Source organism: Enterobacter sichuanensis (assembly GCF_009036245.1).
In the GTDB taxonomy this organism is placed as follows: domain Bacteria; phylum Pseudomonadota; class Gammaproteobacteria; order Enterobacterales; family Enterobacteriaceae; genus Enterobacter; species Enterobacter sichuanensis.
On record NZ_CP027986.1, the window covers coordinates 4,276,079 to 4,298,037 of the forward strand.

23 protein-coding genes are annotated in these 21,959 nt (G+C 51.8%); 12 read left to right on the forward strand and 11 right to left on the reverse strand.

Annotated elements, in window-relative coordinates:
- Positions 1 to 16 precede the first annotated feature (16 nt).
- The 6 genes from rplW to C1N69_RS23045 form a co-directional block, all read right to left on the reverse strand.
- The gene (rplW, locus tag C1N69_RS20780; protein ID WP_000617546.1) at positions 17 to 319 is read right to left on the reverse strand and encodes a 50S ribosomal protein L23; all 303 of its coding nucleotides are present in this window, start codon (positions 317 to 319) and stop codon (positions 17 to 19) included.
- The gene (rplD, locus tag C1N69_RS20785) at positions 316 to 921 is read right to left on the reverse strand and encodes a 50S ribosomal protein L4 (RefSeq protein ID WP_000424395.1); all 606 of its coding nucleotides are present in this window, start codon (positions 919 to 921) and stop codon (positions 316 to 318) included. The genes rplW and rplD overlap by 4 nt, the downstream gene beginning before the upstream one ends.
- Positions 922 to 931: 10 nt before the next feature.
- A complete protein-coding gene (rplC, locus tag C1N69_RS20790) occupies positions 932 to 1,561 on the reverse strand; it encodes a 50S ribosomal protein L3 (RefSeq protein ID WP_003863274.1) in 630 nt (209 codons plus the stop codon).
- 32 nt (positions 1,562 to 1,593) lie between these two features.
- A complete protein-coding gene (gene rpsJ, locus C1N69_RS20795; RefSeq protein ID WP_001181005.1) occupies positions 1,594 to 1,905 on the reverse strand; it encodes a 30S ribosomal protein S10 in 312 nt (103 codons plus the stop codon).
- Positions 1,906 to 2,149: 244 nt separating this feature from the next.
- Positions 2,150 to 2,293: a hypothetical protein gene (locus C1N69_RS22765; RefSeq protein WP_161599387.1), complete on the reverse strand. Its 144-nt coding sequence runs from the start codon at positions 2,291 to 2,293 to the stop codon at positions 2,150 to 2,152.
- Positions 2,294 to 2,523: 230 nt separating this feature from the next.
- Entirely contained in the window at positions 2,524 to 3,984 is a 1,461-nt protein-coding gene (locus C1N69_RS23045; protein WP_244956312.1) for a peptidoglycan-binding domain-containing protein, read from the reverse strand.
- Positions 3,985 to 4,130: 146 nt separating this feature from the next.
- Here C1N69_RS23045 and gspC point away from each other — a divergent pair, with 146 nt between their 5' ends.
- Genes gspC through C1N69_RS23090 form a run of 12 tightly spaced genes read left to right on the forward strand, consistent with a single transcriptional unit; the run spans position 4,131 to position 14,821 of the window.
- On the forward strand, positions 4,131 to 4,946 hold the full coding sequence (gspC, locus tag C1N69_RS20805; protein ID WP_155031804.1) for a type II secretion system protein GspC: 816 nt from the start codon (positions 4,131 to 4,133) through the stop codon (positions 4,944 to 4,946).
- 9 nt (positions 4,947 to 4,955) lie between these two features.
- Positions 4,956 to 6,932, forward strand: coding sequence for a type II secretion system secretin GspD (gene gspD, locus C1N69_RS20810; RefSeq protein WP_155031953.1), 1,977 nt, complete (start codon positions 4,956 to 4,958; stop codon positions 6,930 to 6,932).
- Complete coding sequence (gene gspE, locus C1N69_RS20815; RefSeq protein ID WP_155031805.1) at positions 6,929 to 8,404, forward strand: type II secretion system ATPase GspE; 1,476 nt, start codon at positions 6,929 to 6,931, stop codon at positions 8,402 to 8,404. The genes gspD and gspE overlap by 4 nt, the downstream gene beginning before the upstream one ends.
- Entirely contained in the window at positions 8,401 to 9,600 is a 1,200-nt protein-coding gene (gene gspF, locus C1N69_RS20820) for a type II secretion system inner membrane protein GspF (RefSeq protein WP_155031806.1), read from the forward strand. Before gspE ends, gspF begins: the two co-directional genes overlap by 4 nt.
- Before the next feature lie 9 nt (positions 9,601 to 9,609).
- On the forward strand, positions 9,610 to 10,053 hold the full coding sequence (gene gspG, locus C1N69_RS20825; protein WP_155031807.1) for a type II secretion system major pseudopilin GspG: 444 nt from the start codon (positions 9,610 to 9,612) through the stop codon (positions 10,051 to 10,053).
- Positions 10,054 to 10,055: 2 nt separating this feature from the next.
- Positions 10,056 to 10,556: a type II secretion system protein gene (locus tag C1N69_RS20830; protein ID WP_155031808.1), complete on the forward strand. Its 501-nt coding sequence runs from the start codon at positions 10,056 to 10,058 to the stop codon at positions 10,554 to 10,556.
- On the forward strand, positions 10,553 to 10,909 hold the full coding sequence (gspI, locus tag C1N69_RS20835; RefSeq protein ID WP_155031809.1) for a type II secretion system minor pseudopilin GspI: 357 nt from the start codon (positions 10,553 to 10,555) through the stop codon (positions 10,907 to 10,909). The genes C1N69_RS20830 and gspI overlap by 4 nt, the downstream gene beginning before the upstream one ends.
- Positions 10,902 to 11,483, forward strand: a complete 582-nt coding sequence (locus C1N69_RS20840; protein WP_072049161.1) for a PulJ/GspJ family protein — start codon at positions 10,902 to 10,904, stop codon at positions 11,481 to 11,483. Before gspI ends, C1N69_RS20840 begins: the two co-directional genes overlap by 8 nt.
- Complete coding sequence (gene gspK / locus C1N69_RS20845; protein ID WP_155031810.1) at positions 11,480 to 12,439, forward strand: type II secretion system minor pseudopilin GspK; 960 nt, start codon at positions 11,480 to 11,482, stop codon at positions 12,437 to 12,439. Before C1N69_RS20840 ends, gspK begins: the two co-directional genes overlap by 4 nt.
- Entirely contained in the window at positions 12,429 to 13,577 is a 1,149-nt protein-coding gene (gspL, locus tag C1N69_RS20850; RefSeq protein ID WP_161599388.1) for a type II secretion system protein GspL, read from the forward strand. The genes gspK and gspL overlap by 11 nt, the downstream gene beginning before the upstream one ends.
- A complete protein-coding gene (gene gspM / locus C1N69_RS20855; RefSeq protein WP_155031812.1) occupies positions 13,570 to 14,052 on the forward strand; it encodes a type II secretion system protein GspM in 483 nt (160 codons plus the stop codon). Before gspL ends, gspM begins: the two co-directional genes overlap by 8 nt.
- The gene (locus C1N69_RS23090) at positions 14,045 to 14,821 is read left to right on the forward strand and encodes a prepilin peptidase (protein WP_275544598.1); all 777 of its coding nucleotides are present in this window, start codon (positions 14,045 to 14,047) and stop codon (positions 14,819 to 14,821) included. Before gspM ends, C1N69_RS23090 begins: the two co-directional genes overlap by 8 nt.
- 34 nt (positions 14,822 to 14,855) lie before the next feature.
- Here C1N69_RS23090 and bfr read toward each other — a convergent pair whose 3' ends face one another.
- The 5 genes from bfr to fusA form a co-directional block, all read right to left on the reverse strand.
- The gene (bfr, locus tag C1N69_RS20865) at positions 14,856 to 15,332 is read right to left on the reverse strand and encodes a bacterioferritin (RefSeq protein WP_025759242.1); all 477 of its coding nucleotides are present in this window, start codon (positions 15,330 to 15,332) and stop codon (positions 14,856 to 14,858) included.
- Between the two features lie 71 nt (positions 15,333 to 15,403).
- The gene (bfd, locus tag C1N69_RS20870; RefSeq protein ID WP_025759243.1) at positions 15,404 to 15,598 is read right to left on the reverse strand and encodes a bacterioferritin-associated ferredoxin; all 195 of its coding nucleotides are present in this window, start codon (positions 15,596 to 15,598) and stop codon (positions 15,404 to 15,406) included.
- Between the two features lie 218 nt (positions 15,599 to 15,816).
- On the reverse strand, positions 15,817 to 18,240 hold the full coding sequence (locus C1N69_RS20875; RefSeq protein WP_155031813.1) for a glycosyl hydrolase family 18 protein: 2,424 nt from the start codon (positions 18,238 to 18,240) through the stop codon (positions 15,817 to 15,819).
- 262 nt (positions 18,241 to 18,502) lie between these two features.
- Positions 18,503 to 19,687: an elongation factor Tu gene (tuf, locus tag C1N69_RS20880; protein ID WP_014830236.1), complete on the reverse strand. Its 1,185-nt coding sequence runs from the start codon at positions 19,685 to 19,687 to the stop codon at positions 18,503 to 18,505.
- 69 nt (positions 19,688 to 19,756) lie between these two features.
- Complete coding sequence (fusA, locus tag C1N69_RS20885; RefSeq protein WP_021242224.1) at positions 19,757 to 21,871, reverse strand: elongation factor G; 2,115 nt, start codon at positions 21,869 to 21,871, stop codon at positions 19,757 to 19,759.
- Between the last annotated feature and the right edge of the window lie 88 nt (positions 21,872 to 21,959).

A 21,959-nucleotide genomic window follows, 5' to 3' on the forward strand; every position in this document is an offset into this window, starting at 1 on the left:
GTATTACTCCTCCGACTTACTCAGCGCCGCCAACGAAGTCCAGATTCTGGCCTTCTTTCAGGGTGACGTAAGCTTTTTTCCAGTCGCTACGACGACCGATACGCTGTCCGTGACGTTTAACTTTCCCTTTAACTACCAGGGTGTTAACGACTTCGACTTCGACTTCAAACAGTTTCTGCACAGCAGCTTTGATCTCTGCTTTGGTCGCGTCTTTAGCAACTTTGAGAACGATGGTGTTTGTTTTTTCCATCGCAGTAGACGCTTTTTCAGAAACGTGCGGTGCGCGAAGCACCTTCAGCAGACGTTCTTCACGAATCATGCCAGCATCTCCTCAACTTGCTTAACAGCATCAGCAGTCATTACGACTTTGTCGAAGGCGATCAGGCTAACCGGGTCGATACCAGTCGCATCGCGTACGTCAACCTTGTGCAGGTTACGTGCGGCCAGGAACAGGTTCTCGTCCAGCTCACCGGTGATGATCAGCACATCTTCCAGAGCCATGTCTTTCAGTTTCTGTGCCAGCAGCTTAGTTTTAGGCGCTTCTACAGAGAACTTCTCGACAACGATCAGACGATCCTGACGTACCAGTTCGGACAGGATGCTTTTCAGCGCGCCGCGGTACATCTTTTTGTTAACTTTTTGACTGTGGTCCTGTGGACGCGCAGCGAAGGTCACGCCACCTGAACGCCAGATCGGGCTCTTGATAGAACCTGAACGCGCACGGCCGGTACCTTTCTGGCGCCATGGCTTTTTGCCAGAACCAGTTACTTCAGCACGAGTCTTCTGAGCACGAGTACCCTGACGAGCACCAGCTGCATAAGCAACAACAACCTGGTGAACCAGCGCTTCGTTGAAATCACGACCGAAGGTAGTTTCGGAAACAGTCAGCGCGCTCTGCGCGTCTTTCAATACTAATTCCATTGCTATCCCCTTACGCCTTCACAGCTGGTTTAACGATCAGGTCGCTACCGGTTGCACCCGGGACCGCACCTTTAACCAGCAGCAGGTTGCGCTCAGCGTCAACACGTACTACGTCCAGGCTCTGAACGGTTACACGTTCGTTGCCCAGCTGACCTGCCATTTTCTTGCCTTTGAACACTTTGCCCGGAGTCTGGTTCTGACCGATAGAACCCGGAACGCGGTGAGACAAGGAGTTACCGTGAGTAGCGTCCTGGGTACGGAAGTTCCAGCGCTTAACGGTACCAGCAAAACCTTTACCTTTAGAGGTACCGGTTACGTCAACTTTTTTAACGTCAGCAAACAGCTCAACGCTAATGTCCTGACCTACGGTGAACTCTTCGCCTTCAGCAAGACGGAATTCCCACAGACCACGGCCAGCTTCTACGCCAGCTTTAGCGAAGTGACCCGCTTCTGGTTTGGTTACACGGTTAGCTTTTTTAGCACCAGTGGTAACCTGAATAGCGCGGTAGCCATCGTTAGCCAGATCTTTAACCTGAGTAACGCGGTTTGCTTCAACTTCGATTACGGTTACTGGGATAGAAACGCCATCTTCAGTGAAGATGCGGGTCATACCCACTTTTTTACCGACTAAACCAATCATTGTTTCAACCTCTCAATCGCTCGATGACCTGATTAACCCAGGCTGATCTGCACGTCTACACCGGCAGCCAGATCCAGACGCATCAGAGCATCAACGGTTTTCTCAGTTGGCTCAACGATGTCAACCAGACGCTTGTGAGTGCGGATTTCGTACTGATCGCGCGCGTCTTTGTTAACGTGCGGGGAGATCAGAACGGTGAAGCGCTCTTTGCGGGTCGGCAGCGGGATCGGACCACGGACTTGCGCACCAGTGCGCTTAGCAGTCTCGACGATTTCCGCGGTTGATTGATCGATCAGACGATGATCAAACGCTTTAAGGCGGATACGGATTCTTTGGTTCTGCATGAGACCAGAGCTCCAATTATTTTATAAACGAAAATGATTACTCCTCAAACCCATTACGATTGATGGGAGAGTGTAACCGTTCTTACGTAGCTCCCCAATTGGGAGCATTGTTGAGTAACAAAATGAGCTACTCAGGTTCATATCGAACCAGCCGTCAATTACGACAAGCCCGCGCATTATACGTATTTACGGACGTAATGCAAGCCGACTGTGTCGATATTAACCAACCTTTCGACGAGACCGTTTATTGACGGTCGATATCAGCCATCGCCTGCTTTACCCGGGCCCGGAGATCGGCGTTGATTTCAGGTGCCTCTGGCGTCGCTGGCGTCTCATCAACACGCTCTTCAAAGACCGTCTCTTCCCCCTCTTCTTCGGGTACGGGCAAGGGGCGTTTCTTATAGACATAGTGTGCATCTGACAGGTAATAGGCTTGAGGAGCGGTCTCTGCGCGAGACGGCAGAGAGAACCCGCAGCTAATATAATAGCCCGTCAAAACGCAGCCAGTGCCGTACGTTAACCAGAGAAAGCCTCCCCAAACGCAACGCCAAAAGGTCACCGGCATGTCTGGGCGGATAAAAATGTCCCCCCCGCACGGATACACTTCTTTTTTGTCACTCATCTCTTTTCCTCATCCTGAGCTAGCGTCGGACTCTCCCCCAGCGCCTGCCAGAGACGAATAAGCGAGAGTTGCCCCATCACACCATCCGCTTTAATCTTGTGTTGGGTCTGAAACTGACGCACTTTTTCAGCTAACAGCGGACTCCACTCTCCTGTCCCCTCAGCTTCAACGTTTAACAGACGGCTCAGCATCGTATCGAGCCAGACAATATCGTCGGGACTGCTTTTCCTTGTTATGCTCGCATTACCCTCCGGCGAGGGTTTCCACATCCGCGTCGAGCTTCCCGTCCATACCGTGCTAAACCAGGTCTTATCAACAATCCACGTGTGACTGCCGGTAAGCACGGTAAACGTCTTATCCCCTCCTCCAATGACCACCACCGGCAAAAGGAGAGTCTCCATCTTCAGTGTGGCTATCCAGGGAAGGCCCTGGTACTGCAGCGTCTCGAGAGTGTCATTGCCGGAGAGACAGGCCATCCCGCCCCGGTACGCCTGATCGCACCATGCTTCACCGTTGTCTACCTCATAACCCCAAACGCGATAAAGTAACGCGAGCGATTCACTGGTAGACATAATCTCTGATGTCAATGTCAGGGGAGGAGAGACGGACCGGGATAACGCGACGGACAGCAGGCTTTCTGGCTCCGGTAGCCAGCGGGACAAAGGAAGAGAAAAATACCGGCCTGCGGCCCCACACAGCACCGCCACGACGATTAACGCCAGGCAAGTCCGGCGAGGATGGTGCGTCGCGGGTAAATAGCGCAAGGCAGCTTGCTGTAGCGCCGGCGCAACAGCAGCCTGCTCTTCTTTATTACGACGAATAAATTTTCCTGTCCGGGCGACAAAATGGAGATTGCCGTGACAGCGACGCATAACCTCTCTAACGAAGCGCTCCGCCAGTACACCCGACTCCTCAGGTTCAATGCCAGCATGAGCCGCAATGACCTCCCGGCAATCCTCCTTGTCCGGGAAAGGTATCTCGAACCATACCGGGTGCAATTTCCGCAGGCGGCGCTGCAAACGGTGACCAAATGTCCCGGTTAATAACAATCGGGCGTTTGGCATGATGGCGATAAAATCCTGAACCGTTGACATCAGCCTGTTACCGGCGCGCTGGCCATCTTCCAGCACAAACAGCGGTAAGCCTTCCTTCATCTCCCCCATTACGCCAGACAGTCCACTCCAGATCGCGCCAAAGGAGAATACCCGCCCGGTTAAGCCGCCCTCGATTTGGGTATCCGCCAGCACTATCCATTCCTGCTGGTATCCTTTACGGGTGAGTAGACCTAGCGTCAGAGCGCGATGCGCCCACGCAGCGACAATCCCCCGCGCAAGTAAGCTTTTCCCCGCCCCCTTTGCGCCGTGCAGTATTAGCCACGGTTCGTTGTTCAGCGTTGAAATAAGGGCGCGCCGTAACAGACGATGCCGGGTAGTATAAATAGCATTGAATTCGTCCATGAATAATGACATCCCTGTATAATATCTTTTTCCTAAAGAGTGAAAGCTTGCGGCAAAAGACTTGCTGCTAACTCAGCTGAATTATATTATCGCCCTCCTTAACAATAAACAGATTGTGTTTTTTAGTCATACTAAGTGATAAATTCATGACGGCTATATTTAGAGCTTTAACCAACGCTCCTCTTTATCGCATTCTGTGCGGTGGCATTATATTGATATGTATTATAACGATGTTAACTTGCATAAATACCGGATATCTTCTCTGGTCTGAAAATCATTCAACACCACAAAAGATTAAAGATATAAATTTAGCAAATACACCAACAGATAAATATAAATGGAAATTATCATCAACCGCGTCAGACACGATTAAAATGGAACAGACAACAAGAAAAGAGGCGTTCCGGCTACCTGATATCCGTTTACGCGGTATTATTCACAGCTCGGATAAATTAACCTCCCGAGCGATCCTGCAGGAAGCAGGAGAACAGAATGTCTATTCGGTTAATGCGACGCTTAAATCAGCGAATACCGTTCGTATCAAAGCGATCTCTCAAAATCAGGTCACTTTCTCCTCCGGCGGGCACGAACAGCAGCTCACGCTGCTTTCAGAACTGAGTGTGTCTGACGCGCCCAGCGAACCGTTCTCTGGCAATGAGGCTCAGACGAACATTGCCTTGTCGGAGTATATCCAGACCAGTCCCGTAGAAGATAAATATGCCTTGCGCGGATTACGTCTGTTACCCCGGAATAATGCCACATCATTCGCACATGCCTCCCTTGAACCCGGTGATATCGCCGTTCAGCTGAATAATATTTCACTGACGAAGCGGGAGAACATCGCAAAAGCGCAGGACGCACTGAACCATCTTCAGCGCGTTCAATTCACTTTGATACGGAAATCATTGCCTCTGGTGATTAATGTTTCCGTTCAGCAGTTCCAGGAAGGAAAGGAAAATTAAATGGTAAGGATGCCCTCTGTCCGGAAAAAGAGTGCCCTTTCGCTGCTCTTTCTGCTCGCCTTTGCCGCGAAACCCGGATATCCCGCTGACTACACCGCAAACTTTAATGAGGCGGATATTCGAACCTTTGTCAGCATTGTGGGCCAAAACATGGGGAAAAACATTCTTATTGACCCCGACGTTAAAGCGACGATTTCCGTCAGAAGTGCAGATACATTTAATGAAGAGGAATATTACCAGTTTTTCCTGAGCGTCCTCGACCTGTATGGCTTTTCACTTATAAGCCTTGATAATGGCTTACTGAAAGTGGTTCGTTCTGAAAAAGTGAAGACCCTGCCGGGAAAACTCACGAATGGATCCATGCCCGGCAGAGGGGATGAACTGGTGACGCGTATTGTTTCGCTGGAAAATGTTCCCGCACGGGCGTTATCCCCGCTGCTGCGTCAGATGCTGGATGGCGGGAACGTGGGTAACGTTGTGCATTATGAACCCTCAAATACGCTGATCATCACCGGCAAGGCATCAACCGTTAATCGTCTGCTGGAAGTCGTTAAACGTGTCGATGTGATGGGCGATAAAAAAGAGCAGGTCATCCCGCTGAAATACGCCTCGGCCAGCGATCTGGCCGACGTGCTCAATGACCTGGCGCGCGAGAGCGGAAAAGAGGCCCAACCTGCCACACTCCAGACGCGAGTCGTTGCCGACAAAAGAACGAATGCCCTCATTATCAGCGGTTCAGACCGCGCACGGGCGCGGATCCAACAGCTCATTTCGCGTCTCGACACGCAAGAGCAGGGGCAAGGCAATACACGCGTCTGGTATCTGAAATATGCCAAGGCGGACAAACTTGTCGAGGTCCTGACGGGTGTCACACAAAAATTGACCGAGGAGAAAAACGGCGCCGCGAAAACCACCAGCAGCAGCGGCAATGGTATATCCATTACTGCCGACGAACAGACGAACTCCCTGGTGGTCACCGCCGACCAAGGGATTCTTCAGCAACTGGATGAGGTCATCGCGAAACTGGACATCCGACGGGCGCAGGTTCTGGTTGAAGCCATCATCGTAGAAGTGCAGGACGGCAAAGGGCTGAATCTGGGCGTGCAGTGGGCTAATAAAAACGTGGGCGCTCAGCAGTTTACCAAAACCGGTCTCCCTATCTTTAACGCCGCGCAAGGTATCAGCGAATTTAAAGCTCAGGGCGGTATTACCAGCGACAATCCGGCATACGACCTCTTTAAAAATTATAACGGTCTCGCGGCAGGCTTCTTTAATGGCGACTGGGGCGTGCTGCTGACAGCTCTGAATACCGACAACAAAAACGATATTCTCTCGACACCCAGCATCGTCACCCTCGATAACAAAGAAGCCGCGTTTAACGTGGGCCAGGATGTTCCCGTACTTTCCGGCTCCCAGACCACCTCTGGCGATAATATTTACAGCACCGTCGAACGTAAAACAGTTGGCACCAAGCTGAAAGTCACCCCGCAGATTAATGAGGGCGATTCGGTGCTGATGGAGATCGAGCAAGAGGTATCCAGCGTCGACACGTCTGCCACCTCCTCATCACTTGGGCCGACATTCAATACCCGCACCATTCAGAATGCCGTACTGGTGAAGAGCGGTGAAACCGTCGTGCTTGGCGGTTTAATGGATGACGCAAGTAAACAGGAAGTCTCCAAAGTCCCTCTGCTGGGTGACATTCCCCTGATTGGGCAACTTTTCCGTTACACCTCAAATGAAAAAAGCAAACGCAATCTGATGGTCTTTATCCGCCCGACCATTATCCGGGATGACGAGGTGTATCGCTCGCTGTCACGGGATAAATACACGGGCTTCAAAGAGATGCAGAAAGAGAGAAGCGACCAGCGCAGCGGCAAACTCATTAATGTAGATGATATCGAAACGCTGGATGACCGGGCGTTTAATAACACGCCTGCAATGCCTGCCGCTAAAAACCCTTTCAGCGGGGGTGAAGCGAAGTGAGCCCGCTTGCCTGGAAAAAAGCACAACGCTATAGCATTGCCATTCAGAAGCAGGAACTGTTCTACACGACCAGCACCACGCTTGAGCATATGCTTGAGGTTGCCTCCATGGCCCGCGACTGCACGCAGTTTACCCGGCTCGCTTCGCAACAGTTTACGGAAAAGCTGGAGCAGCTCTATCAACCTTCTGGTGGTTCAGCCCAGCTTATTGCCGAAGATATGAATAATTCGGACGATCTGAGTGCGCTTTCCGATGAGATCCCCACGAATGAAGACCTGCTCAACGAGCAGTCCGACGCGCCAGTGATCCGGCTGATTAATGCGGTGCTTAGCGAAGCGCTTAAGGAGCACGCGTCGGATATTCATATTGAAGTCTTTGAAACAACGATGAGTATCCGCTTTCGGGTGGACGGAGTATTGCGTCCGGTGGTTCAACCCAATAAAAAGCTGGCCGCGCTGCTCATCTCCCGTATTAAAATTATGGCCAAACTGGATATTGCCGAAAAGAGACTGCCTCAGGACGGCCGTATCACCTTAAAAATTGGTCATCGCAACGTGGATGTTCGTGTCTCTACGCTGCCCTCACAGCACGGCGAACGGGTTGTTTTACGTCTGCTGGATAAAAGCAGTCTGCGGCTCTCTATTGATAAGCTGGATATGTCTGAAGAGGACATGCGCGATCTCCGGCACCTTATCGCCCTGCCGCACGGCATTATTCTGGTCACAGGCCCCACCGGCTCCGGAAAAAGTACCACGCTGTATGCTCTTCTCTCCGCCCTAAATAGTCCGGAACGTAACGTAATTACCGTCGAAGACCCAATTGAGTACGAGCTGGAAGGCATCGGTCAGACACAGGTAAATAGCCGCGTGGATATGTCTTTTGCCCGCGGATTACGCGCGATTTTACGTCAGGACCCTGACGTGGTGATGGTCGGTGAGATCCGCGATGCTGAAACGGCTCAGATCGCGGTTCAGGCCTCGCTGACCGGGCACCTTGTTCTTTCAACCCTCCATACCAACAGCGCCAGCGGTGCGGTGACCCGCCTGCGGGATATGGGCACGGAATCTTTCCTGCTCTCCTCATCGCTTGTCGGCGTGATCGCACAGCGCCTGGTCAGGCGACTGTGTCATCAGTGCAAAACACCGCATCCTCTCACCGCTCAACAACATCAACTACTCGTTGCTGAGGGGGTCACCGCGACGCAACTCTGGCAAGCCGCTGGGTGCCCGGCCTGCCGTCAGAGCGGCTATCAGGGCCGCCTGGCTATTCATGAACTCTTCGTGATGACGCCTGAAATTCGCCAGGCCGTACACGCTGAGGTCAACGAGCAACAGCTTGAACAGCTCCAGCGCCAGAACCATCGCAGCTTACTGGCAAACGGATTGCGAGCAGCCGCGCAAGGGTTGACCTCACTGCAGGAGGTGCTGCGCGTTACGTCCGAAGGGCAGATATCAGCGGAGCAAGGTGAATGAAATTTCGCTGGGTAGCCACGGACCCCAGAGGAAATCGCCATACTGGCGTGAGTGATGTTGGCTCCGAGCGGGAGTTGGTCGCCCAACTGCGAAGTCAGTCCCTGTTGCCGCAGTCCATCAAACAGCAGCGGCGCAAGCTGACAGTACGATGGTCACCGGCACGGGTAAGTCATGACGAATTGACACTTTTTACGCGTCAGCTTGCCACATTGATGGCTGCGGCTCTGCCGCTGGATGAAGCACTCGCCGCCATTCAGCAGCAGAAAGAGAACAAGAATCTTATCGGCGTGATCGGCTTGCTTCGTCAGGCTGTGCTTGAAGGACAGTCACTCTCCAGCGCAATGCAACAGCACCCCCGGGTCTTTGATACGGTGTATTGCACGCTGGTAAAAGCAGGTGAAGCGGTAGGCAAGGCTGGCGCCGTACTGGAAAGGCTGGCTGATTTTAATGAAGCCCGCCAGCGAATGCATAGCAAACTGATGCAGGCGCTGATCTACCCCTCCCTGCTGACCATCGTCGCCATTGTGGTGGTGGTGATTTTACTCACCGCCGTCGTGCCCAACGTCGCGGCACAGTTTATTCATCTCAAACACGAACTGCCACTCACGACCCGGATACTGCTCGCGATCAGCGACTTTTTGTCGGTCTACGGTCCGGGGATTTTAGGTCTGCTCTTTGTGGGTGGTGGCCTGTTTTCATACTGGCTGAAGCGAGAAGGCAACCGCCACCGGTTTCATCGTCTGTTGATTCACTTTCGCGCTACTGCACCACTGGTCTGCGCTATTGACAGCGCCCGGTACTTACGCGCCCTCAGCATCCTCAACGCCAGCGGCGTGCCGTTGCTGCAGGGGATGTCACTTTCAGCGGAAGGCGTGGGTAACCAGGAGATACGGCAGCGACTGAGTGACGCCGCTGAGCGCGTACGCCAGGGAAACAGCGTGAGCCAGTCTCTTGAGAAAACCGCCATTTTCCCGCCAATGATGCTGTACATGATCGCTTCCGGGGAAAAAAGCGGTCAGCTCGGAGAACTCATGCAAAGAGCAGCGGATAACCAGGACGTCCGGTTACAGAACCGCATCACCCTGACGCTGGCGATTTTTGAACCGGCGCTGATTGTCGTCATGGCCGCCATCGTTCTGTTTATCGTGGTGGCGGTCATGCAACCCATTTTACAACTCAACTCATTGATGAACTGAGGAAAGGCTATGGAAAGACAAACGTTTAAAACGCAACGCGGTTTTACCCTGATGGAGCTTATGGTGGTCATTGTCATTCTGGGCGTTCTGGCGAGCCTGGTGGTGCCCAATCTGATGGGCAACAAAGATCGTGCGGACCGGCAAAAAGCGGTCAGCGACATAGTCGCTCTCGAAAATGCGCTGGATATGTACAAGCTGGATAACCATCGTTATCCCACAACAGACCAGGGTCTGGACGCACTGGTTGTGGCCCCGACGCTCGCGCCGCTCGCGGAAAATTACAATCCCGAAGGTTATATTCGCCGTCTTCCCGCGGATCCGTGGGGCAATGAGTATGTCCTGATAAGCCCGGGTGAACATGGTGCTATCGATATCAGCTCAACCGGTCCGGATGGTGAAATCGATACGGCGGATGACATTAACAACTGGGATAACGACAAAAAATCGCGCTGAACATGGCTCAGGAAAAGGGATTTACCTTGCTGGAGGTGATGCTGGTGATTGTCATTCTCGCGGCGGCCGTCGCAGGCGTGACGGCCATGCAAAGTGAACGTTTAAGCGTGAGCGGAAAGCTACGTCAGCGTGTCGACATGTTCAAACAAACCGTTGAGTATGCTGCCGATCTGGCGCTGCTGGAAAAACATGCGGTTGCCCTGCTGGTGTCTGAAGAAGGGTGGTTACTCTACGTTCCACAGAAACGCGCACGTACTGGCTGGCAGTGGGAGGCAATCCAGCGTGACGATAACTTGCCGCTTCAGGGAGCATGGGATGGCCCAGCGCGGCCCGAGCTTACCCCCTCGCCACAGGGCGATACACCGCAGATTATCGTTCTGCCTGATGGCCAGATAACGCCCTTCACGCTGTTATTCAGAAATGCAAACGGTGAAAAATTGTTGCATGTGCGCTGCACGGGCTCTCTGCCGCTGGATATCACTCCGCTAAAGGTGGCGCAATGAAAGCGCAAAGTGGAATGCTCCTGCTTGAGGTGTTACTGGCCATGGCCATCTTTGCCTCGGCGGTAACGGCGTTAGTCACCAGCATGCAGTGGCAACTCTCCGCTCTGGAGACCCTGGAGCAGGAGACGCTTGCGCTGTGGGTGGCGGATAATCAGTTAATCAAAACGCACGCCGTCCTTTCCGCCACGGAGCAAGGAGAGTCCTCCCAGCAGGGAAACGCCTTTACCTGGACGCTCACCGGCGTACCCTCTGCCGCCCTGAACTACATTACCGTGACATCCTCCCGGGGTAAAACGGTGAAGCTTTATGCCTGGAGCCCGGTACAAGAGAAGCAAGAGGCGAAACATGACTAATCATCAGAGAGGCTTTACGCTTCTGGAAGTCATGCTGGCTATCGCGATTTTCTCGGTCCTCAGCTTCCTCGCCTCAATGGTCTTTTCTCAGGCATCTGAGCAACATCAGCGCGCCCAAAAGCTGGCCAGTGATTTTCATGCCCTGCAGTACACCCTTCTGCTGCTGGAAAATGATCTGATGCAATACGTCCCGCGCAAAAATCGCCAGACTCACCAGACCTTTGCAAGTGGAACCGATGAGTTGCTCTTCAGCACCCAGATGCGGGACACGACTACCCCTTTCGAAGCCGCTTTCGTACTCACGACCGTACATTGGTACGTCCTGGACGGGACCTTGTATCGTGCTGTGCGCTACTCTCCTGACGGAAAAGAGGACAAGCCCGCGCGTGCCCTGCTGACGAATATCACCCGTTTTGCCTCTGTACTGCTCGCTGGCGAGGGCAATACGGCGTCAGCCACCGTTGCCATTACGCTGGAGCGCGAAAACCGTGAAAGCGTTCGTCGTGTTTTTATTTTGCCTGGATGGGTTCCGGAGAAACAGCAAACCGGCCAGCGCCGTGAGGATAAAAAATGAATCCTCAGAAAGGCGCTGCGCTGTTGATTGTGTTGATGATTCTTGCGCTGATGGCGGCGCTCGCGGCTGAAATGACCCTTAGCTTCCAGACCCAGCTTCAGCGTAGCCGGCGTACCAACGCCAGCGTGCAGGCAAAATATGCCCTGCTTTATGCCGAAGGGGAAGCCACCGCTGGCGTGTTAAAGCATGATGATGAAAGGTTAAACGGCAAGGCCGATCTGGACGCGGATACCACCGTCAGCTGGCGTACGGAGGATCGACAACAGTGCTTCAATCTCAATGCCCTGGAAAACGCTCCCGTTGAAGGCATGGCTACGCCTCCCTACGAAATCAGCGTGTTTCAGGCGCTGCTGGATCAGCTGGGCGCGGAAAAAAACCGCGCTGAAGAGATAATCCAGTCCACTGCAGATTACATCGACGCCGACACATCCCCCCGGCTGAAAGGGGCCGAAGATGAATATTACCTGCAAAACGGCATTCACTCCCTGACGGCAAACCAAATGATCTTTTTACCGGCGGAGATCCGCACGATCAAAGGGATGACGGGCCCCCTCTGGCAGAAACTCGCGCCTTTTGTCTGTACTGCCTTCAGCAGCGAGTTAAACATCAACATCAATAGCCTCACCGAAGCGCAGGCCCCGCTGCTGGCAGCCCTTTTTCTGAACGATATCAGCACATCGGATGCAACAGCCTTACTCAAAAAACGCCCCCGGGAAGGCTGGAAAACGGTCGATGCCTTTCTTTATCAGGCTCAACAGGATCACAGCGCGGCCAAAGCACGTGTGGACACGCTTAAAAAATACCTGACCGTCATCAGCCATTATTTTGTGACCACGTCGAGCGCACGAGAAGGCGAACTGAGCTCAGGGATGAAAACCTTTTTTTATTATGACGACAAGAAGAAAACCATTGGCATCTATCTGCGCCAGCTTACGGACGGCGAACATGACGAGTAAAACGCCACCTGACACTGCCCGGCTGCTCATCCGCCTGAACAGCGAGCCAACGTTGCCGGTGGAATGGACCCTTTTTGACGGCGGCGGCCATGGAGAAATTCACTCCCTGCCACGCGAAAAGCTCGCTGAGCTTTCAGGGATTTCTGCATCCCGGGTAACGCATCTGCTCATTCCGGTTGAGAAGGCAACCTGCCGCACACTGACCGTTCTCGATGAAAAGGACGTCCTGTCCGATCGGCAGTTGCACTGGCTTGCCGATGAGACGCTCGATGAGGATGCTCCCGCTCTCCACTGGACGTTGCTGTCACGCGCAGGAACGACACTCACTGTTGTCGGGGTGGAGAAAGTGTGGCTGGAGGAAGAACTCGCTGCACTCAGTGCCTGCGGATTAAACGTGACGCATGCAACCCTGGATGTGCTCTGTTTACCCAACGTGGAAAACGGCTGGGCGGTGCTGAAAGAGGATGACACCTGGCTTGTCAGGACGCACGAAAATTACGTTTCGCGCCTGACAGGCGCCTGGTTAACTCACCTCCTGCAGCACTTCCCTCCCCGACAGCTTACACACTACGGTGAGTTATCCGCTCCCTGTGCAAACGCGTCAGGAAAACCGGAATGCCACATCATGTCGCTTTATCCGCAAAGGGAGACCGCAAATCTACTGCATGACAGCGTTCTTCCCCCTGTGGCGTTTTCCCCCTGGACATCGCGCCTGAAACGTATCGCCCTTTGCTGTGTTGTTCTGACAGCGGCAGTCGCGCTACTGACTCAGCTATTCTCCTGGTGGCAACTTCAGCAGCGGGAAATACAGCTGAAGGGCAATCTGGCTCAACAGTGGCAACGCTACATTCCCGAGAACCGGCACAGCAATAATCTGCGTTCCTATCTTCCAGAACAGTTACGGCAGCGTTCACCCGCGCCGTTAATGCTTCTGCTTCGTCTGCAGTCCAGTCTGGCCCGTTTCCCCGACATCGCGCTCGAGGGGGTGAGCTATAACCCGCAGCAAAAATCCCTGCGACTTTTTCTTTATGCCGCTGAGGAAAACCAGATACAGCAATTTATCAAAGAGAACACCTTAGGATTTTCTTTGACGATCGACAAACACGAACAGGGAAAGTGGACGTTACGCAATGATTAAATCTGCGCTGAACAGTTTCAGACAAAAACCGCTCAATGAGCAACGGCTCATCATGACGCTGGGAGCATGTAGCCTGATAATACTTTTCTGGTTTGGCCTCTATCAGCCACTCGACCAGACAATTAATACACTGCAGTCGCGTTGTGAACGTTTACGTAACGACGCGGCATGGTTCAGCAAACAGGTTACCGCTGCGGGTCTTTTACCCGAAAAAAAACCGCCAGGTAAACCGGGGGATCTCGTCAGGAATAGCCTCAAAAAAGCGAATCTGGTCGCGACGGTACAGCAGGGAAACGCAGGTGAGTTGAGCGTCTTCGCCACCGACATAGAAATGGAGAGCTTCATGCGCTGGCTCGAGGAGATACAGCTCAGTTACGGCCTGCGCGTTGTGGACCTGGAATTCCATGCCAGTCCCCAAAAAGCGGATTCGATTATTCTCACGCGTCTGACCATCGGGGTGAAGCGAAATGGATAGTATGCTTGCCCTGCTCTTTCTGGTTATTGGCTTACTGGCAGGCAGCACCATGGGGATGGTCACCTGGCGGCTACCGATAATGATCGCACAGACCAACACTGACGGCGCCGCTTCCCGCTTAAATTTATGGTGGCCGGCGTCACACTGCTGCCACTGTCGCATACCTCTGGTGTGGCATGACAATATCCCCCTCTACAGCTGGCTGCATCTGAAGGGAAAATGCCGACATTGTGGACACGCTGTCTCCGGGCGTTACCCGTTGCTCGAAGCGAGTTGCGCGGTTATGGCCCCTCTCTGCTACGCCCTTCACCCTGATAATCTGATGCTTGTTTCAGCTCTTTTACTCTACTTCTGGTTCGCGCTGGCGCTTAGCGTCATCGATGCGCAGCACTTATTACTGCCCGATAAACTGACCCTGCCCTTATTGTGGCTTGGATTGCTGTTTAACCTTATGACAGGTCTCATTCCCTGTGAAGATGCCGTTCTGGGTGCCGTGGCGGGCTACCTCAGCCTGTGGCTGCTTTACTGGATCGTCTGGCTGATATGGCACAAAGAGGGGATCGGCTACGGCGATTTCAAACTGCTGGCGGCGGCAGGCGCCTGGACCGGGTGGCAAAGTCTGTCGGTAATCCTTTATGTGGCGTCCATAATTGGGATTTTATGTGGGCTGGTGTTGTGGTTCAAAAACAGACGATTCACGGGCGCCCTCCCATTCGGTCCTGCGCTCGCGTTGAGCGGCTGGGGTTACTTCTGCTGGCTAACCCTGTAAGTAAACAGGAAGGTGTAACACCTTCCTGCAATCGTTACTCTTCTTCGCGAATTTGCGCCTGCAGATAGTTCTGGATACCCAGTTTCTGGATAAGATCTAACTCGGTCTCCAGCCAGTCGATATGGCCCTCTTCATCTGCCAGAATCTCAATCATCATGTCACGACTCACGTAATCATGAACGCTGTCGGCATAGGCGATAGCTTCCCGGAGATCTTTAGCGCCTTCAAGTTCCAGCCTGAGGTCGGAACGCAGCATCTCCTCGACATCTTCACCAATGCCCAGTTTGCCAAGATCCTGCAGATTTGGGATACCTTCGAGGAAAAGGATACGCTCAATATACTTATCGGCGTGCTTCATCTCGTCGATAGATTCATGATATTCAACGTCATTCAGACGCTTAAGACCCCAGTTTTTGAACATTCTCGCATGGAGAAAATACTGGTTAATTGCGACAAGCTCATTTCCCAATAATTTATTGAGATAACTTATGATTTTAACATCACCTTTCATTATATAGTCCCTCCGCTTCCACACTTAGAGCGTAGATGGGGCTACGGAGATGTCAAAAAAAAGAGCGTCGTTCAGGCGATCTCTTTAAATTCCGGCATTTGCATTAACTCGTCTTGCATAACTTCCCGTGCAGCACGAACACATTTACCACATTGATTTCCAATGGGAATAAACTTGCGTAATTGTTGAAAGGATTGTGGCTGAAACTGACGCACAGCCTGACGGATTTTTTTATCGCTAACGCCATTACACAAACAGATGTACATATGCACTCCCGAACCATGAACACCTTCAGCATAAATGATTATTGTTCTCAATTCAATGGTATGAAAAAGAAATGTACCTGCTGCTCATTAACAAGCGCCTCCGTTAATCGTCACTTACTGCGGAAGCATTAACGACAGGAAAATGCGCAGGATTAAAAAACCTGAGCCAAATAACACATCTGGCTCAGGCTAATTTAAAGATTAAATATCTATTTCATTTATTTAAGCATATCTTCCGTCACAACAACTTTGGCAATTGTCGCTGGATTAGGAGCACTACGTTCCACAACCACGGTTTCTCCAACCGAAATATCGCGCTCATCTGACTTAACGGTAGTGACGCCGTCATGGGTGGATTTCGAAGAGTAGAAGCAACTACCATTCTCGCAGCTAAATACGTAGTTACCGTTCTTTTCATCCCCCATGACTTTAACAACGTAAGCGCTATTAGTTCCTGAAGCGACTTTGTCCGCAGCAAAATCAACATAAACCATTGGGATGCCTTTCTCTTTCTTCACCGACAGTGAGATAACATCAGAGCTGTTTACTAACGGATTGTTTCCCTTAAGCATATCCTCAGTAACAGTCAATGTAGCCAAAACGGCATTATCAGGACTGGTACGTTTAACTGTAACCAAAGAGCCTGCATGAAGAATCGAGCTTACATCTCCGGTGCGTACGGCAGTCTGCGCGCCATAGTTATACTTGACGGCATTTTTTATGCTCGCACCTTCCGTTGAAAAAAGGTATTTGCCATCAACTTCAACGCGATAACTATTTGAACCACTAAGCCTGGTGCTATCAACGTTCATAATCAGGTGATTTTTGCCATCAAATACGTCTACAAAAACAGCTTTGACGTCACCAGGCAGATCGCCTGCCGCATCGCTCTTCGTAAACGGCGCAAACACCTCACTGAAAGCATACTTAGACGCCTGCTGCTCGGTCAGACCGCTGTGTTCAGGAGAAACCTGCTTCGGCACACCCGACTGGTCGCGCATCATAGACCAGATACCAATCATGCCCAGACCACGCTCTGTGGCATCCTGCATCACCAGGTTCGCATCAGACATATAGAACACTTCACCCTGAACATCGTTATAACCGATCATTGGGGTGGTACCCATCATCGCGTTGATTTCAGCATCGCTCTTCTCGGTGAAGATCTGCTTCAGCTGGCTGAACAGGTTTTCAATGGCCGATGTGGCGCACTTGCCATGTATGTTCTGGCCTTCAGTACCGTCGGACTGACAGATGCTGTTGCCATAGTCCATCGCCATCACGTTAACACCTGCCAGCTCCACACCTTTGGCTTTCGCATCTTCCAGCACGTAAAGACCTTCAGCGGTCAAACCGGTTGGCAAAATGGGCAGGGTATACCAGATACCGACCTTGCGGCCTTCTGACTTCCAGGTGTCCTGCACGGCTTTCACCGCTTCATTACGACGGTTGATGGAATCATGATCGGCAACCCAGGTACCTTCAATATCGAAGTCCAGTACGTTCAGGTTCAGGTTGTCCACGATGTCGTAGTAGTGCTGCTTCAGATCGTCGATATTCTTACAGGATGCCGCCAGCGGAGCATTATTGGCGCCGCCAATGGAAACCATCACGTCACCACCCACTTCACGCAGCGCTTTAATCTTGCTGTACTGCGCGTAGTCGTTAATGTTATAGGACGTACCCCAGGTTGGCAGACAGGTTTGGGCATCCTTACTCACCACGAAGGCCATCGTAAAGTGATTAACGCCCTGGTTCTGAGCAAGGCTTGCCAGGTCTGGCTGGGCATTCAGGGTAAAGTCGACATACGGAGCATAGACGTGAGTTGGCCATGCAGATGTTGGCGTACCGACTTTTTCTTTGGTGCCTGTCCAGTCGATAAAGACACGCCACGGGTTGGTATCAGATGGGGAGACTTTCTGTACTTTAGCCTGCGAGACGTAATTCCCACCGTTGTAGCGAATCAGCGTACCGCTTTCATATAGGGTTGAGGAATTATAAACCGGCGCCTTGTTCAGCTGATCCTGAGTGTATGTGGTAACGGCACCCAGTGGTTTCCAGGGACGGCCGTTTGAACCGGTCGGGTTCTGGTTAGCGGCAAGCGAAGGGTCGTCTCCTACGGTATAAAACAGAGCTTCATATTCCTGACCGTTTTTCTGAACTTTATCGCCTTTATTATAAACGGTGGAAGATGACCACTGCGAAACAGGCGCATAAGCTTCCCATGGATTATCCTGGCCCGGAACAAAACCATATGCACTTTGCGCAATTGAGGTTTTATACGTTGCATTGTTATAGCTAACAACGTCACCCGCTTTATAAGCAACGCTATTATTATAGGCTGGATAGGTTACCGTACCACCACTGGTTTCACAGGTAACAGGATTACCGTATTTATCCATTTCAGCGGCGGTCGCGTTGCGTTCAAAACGCCAGGGGTTATTTGCCTGATCGTTAGCAGCATTGCCCGGGCAATCTGAGGCGCCTACCCACCATGCATTCTTATACACACCGCCATCGAAAATAACTTCATAAGTACTGCCACCTTCCTGACCGCTCCATGCTTCGAGCGCGAATGCAGGCAGCGCAGCACATGTCAGCCCCATGCAAAATAAAGCTTTCGTTGCGAGATTTAATTTCATTTTAAACATTCCTGTTGTTTTTAATCCATTGGGTTATTACATAACGATGTAGCAGCCCATAAGGTAATGACCACAGGAATCAAACTCAAATAAGTTTATCTAACAAAAGCCGTTTTAAGAAATAAGCATACTCATCTTACCAGCAAAATAAAAATGAATAATATCGCCTTATATTTATTTAAATTTGCATGTAGTAAAAATAAAAAAAACCCCGAAATAAATTCGGGGTTTTTAAGACTAAAACGTTAATTAAAACGTATAATTAGCCCAGAACTTTAGCAACCACGCCCGCGCCAACGGTACGGCCACCTTCACGGATTGCGAAACGCAGACCGTCGTCCATCGCGATTGGGTGGATCAGAGTCACAACCATCTTGATGTTGTCGCCTGGCATTACCATCTCAACGCCTTCTGGCAGTTCGATGGTACCGGTCACGTCAGTTGTACGGAAGTAGAACTGTGGACGGTAGCCTTTGAAGAACGGAGTATGACGGCCGCCTTCGTCTTTGGACAGGATGTACACTTCAGATTCGAACTTGGTGTGTGGCTTGATTGAGCCTGGCTTCGCCAGAACCTGACCACGTTCGATTTCTTCACGTTTGATACCACGCAGCAGAACACCAACGTTCTCACCAGCACGGCCTTCGTCCAGCAGTTTGCGGAACATTTCAACGCCAGTACAGGTAGACTTCGCAGTCTCTTTGATACCAACGATTTCAACTTCTTCGCCAACTTTGATGATACCGCGCTCTACACGACCGGTAACAACGGTACCACGACCGGAGATGGAGAATACGTCTTCGATTGGCAGCAGGAATGGCTTGTCAATCGCACGCTCTGGTTCTGGGATGTAAGAATCCAGGAAGCCAGCCAGTTCGATGATTTTCGCTTCCCACTCTGCGTCGCCTTCCAGCGCTTTCAGAGCAGAACCACGAACGATTGGGGTATCGTCGCCTGGGAAATCGTACTGAGACAGCAGTTCACGAACTTCCATCTCTACCAGTTCCAGCAGCTCTTCGTCATCAACCATGTCGCACTTGTTCAGGAACACGATGATGTAAGGAACGCCTACCTGACGACCCAGCAGGATGTGCTCACGAGTCTGAGGCATTGGGCCGTCAGTCGCAGCAACTACCAGGATCGCGCCGTCCATCTGCGCAGCACCGGTGATCATGTTTTTAACATAGTCGGCGTGGCCTGGGCAGTCTACGTGTGCGTAGTGGCGAGTCGGGGTGTCGTACTCAACGTGTGAAGTGTTGATGGTGATACCACGAGCTTTTTCTTCTGGTGCGTTATCGATCTGGTCGAATGCACGAGCAGAACCACCGTAGGTTTTAGCCAGAACGGTAGTGATTGCAGCAGTCAGGGTAGTTTTACCATGGTCAACGTGGCCGATAGTACCAACGTTGACGTGCGGTTTTGTACGTTCAAATTTTTCTTTAGACACGGCTATATTCCTTACTATAGTGCTCTCCCCTTGGGAGAGAGCACGGGACTTAGGTTTTAATCCTGTGGATTACTTACCACGGGCTTCAATAACGGCCTGAGCAACGTTGTTAGGCGCATCATCATACTTCAGGAATTCCATGGTGTATGATGCACGACCTTTGGTCAGAGAACGCAGCTGAGTTGCATATCCGAACATTTCAGACAGCGGAACTTCAGCGTGGATCTTAACGCCAGTCACTTCGGATTCCTGACCACGCAGCATACCGCGACGACGGCTCAAGTCACCGATAACGTCACCGGTGTTCTCTTCAGGAGTTTCTACTTCAACCTTCATGATTGGCTCAAGCAGAACTGGTTTTGCTTTCTTAAAGCCTTCTTTAAAGGCAATAGACGCAGCCAGTTTAAACGCCAGTTCAGAGGAGTCAACGTCGTGGTAAGAACCGAAGTGCAGACGGATACCCATGTCAACAACCGGATAGCCAGCCAGAGGGCCCGCTTTCAGCTGTTCCTGGATGCCTTTATCAACGGCTGGGATGTATTCGCCAGGAATTACACCACCTTTGATGTCGTTGATGAACTCGTAACCTTTCGGGTTAGAGCCCGGCTCCAGTGGGTACATGTCGATCACAACGTGACCGTACTGACCGCGACCACCAGACTGCTTAGCGTGTTTACCTTCGATATCGGTAACTTTCGCGCGAATCGCTTCGCGGTAAGCAACCTGAGGTTTACCCACGTTCGCTTCAACGTTGAATTCACGCTTCATACGGTCAACGATGATGTCCAGGTGCAGTTCACCCATACCAGCGATGATGGTCTGGTTAGATTCTTCATCAGTCCATACGCGGAATGATGGGTCTTCTTTCGCCAGACGGCCCAGAGCCAGACCCATTTTTTCCTGGTCAGCTTTGGTTTTTGGTTCAACTGCGATGGAGATTACCGGCTCTGGGAATTCCATACGCTCCAGAATGATTGGGTGATCCGGGTCACACAGGGTGTCACCAGTGGTCACGTCTTTCAGACCAATAGCTGCAGCGATGTCGCCCGCACGAACTTCTTTGATCTCTTCACGTTTGTTAGCGTGCATCTGTACGATACGGCCAAAACGTTCACGCGCCGCTTTCACGGAGTTCAGGATGGTGTCACCGGAGTTAACCACACCAGAGTATACGCGGAAGAAGGTCAGGTTACCCACGAATGGGTCGGTAGCAATTTTGAACGCCAGTGCAGAGAATGGCTCTTCGTCGCTTGCGTGACGCTCAGCCGGAGTATCTTTACCGTCGTCCAGGATGCCGTTGATCGCAGGAACGTCAACCGGGGATGGCAGGTAGTCAACTACCGCATCCAGCATCGCCTGAACACCTTTGTTCTTGAACGCAGAACCACAGGTTACCAGGATGATTTCGTTGTTCAGAACGCGCTGACGCAGAGCTTTTTTGATCTCTTCTTCAGTCAGTTCTTCACCACCCAGGTATTTCTCCATCAGCTCTTCAGAAGCTTCAGCAGCGGATTCGATCAGGTTCTGGTGCCATTCGTCAGCCAGGTCCTGCATTGCAGCTGGGATATCTTCGTATTCGAAGGTAACGCCCTGGTCTGCATCGTTCCAGTTGATGGCTTTCATTTTCACCAGGTCGATAACGCCGGTGAAGCCTTCTTCAGCACCAATTGCCAGCTGCAGCGGAACAGGGTTCGCGCCCAGACGGGTTTTGATCTGGCCAACAACTTTCAGGAAGTTAGCACCCATACGGTCCATTTTGTTAACGAACGCGATGCGTGGAACTTTATATTTGTTCGCCTGACGCCATACGGTTTCAGACTGTGGCTGAACACCACCAACTGCGCAATAAACCATTACCGCGCCGTCAAGAACACGCATGGAACGTTCTACTTCGATGGTGAAGTCAACGTGCCCTGGGGTGTCGATGATGTTTACGCGATGCGGTTCGTACTGCTTAGCCATACCTGACCAGAATGCAGTAGTCGCTGCGGAGGTGATAGTGATACCACGCTCCTGCTCCTGTTCCATCCAGTCCATGGTGGCTGCGCCGTCATGAACTTCACCGATTTTGTGGTTTACACCGGTGTAGAACAGAATACGTTCGGTAGTAGTGGTTTTACCGGCGTCGATGTGCGCACTGATACCGATGTTACGGTAGCGTGCGATGGGTGTTGTACGAGCCATTTGATTCCTCGTTTATATCTTTAGACGTTCAGTTAAGTTACCCAGAGCGGGCGGCTTCTCTGAAGCGCCCGCCTGGTGACTAATACTC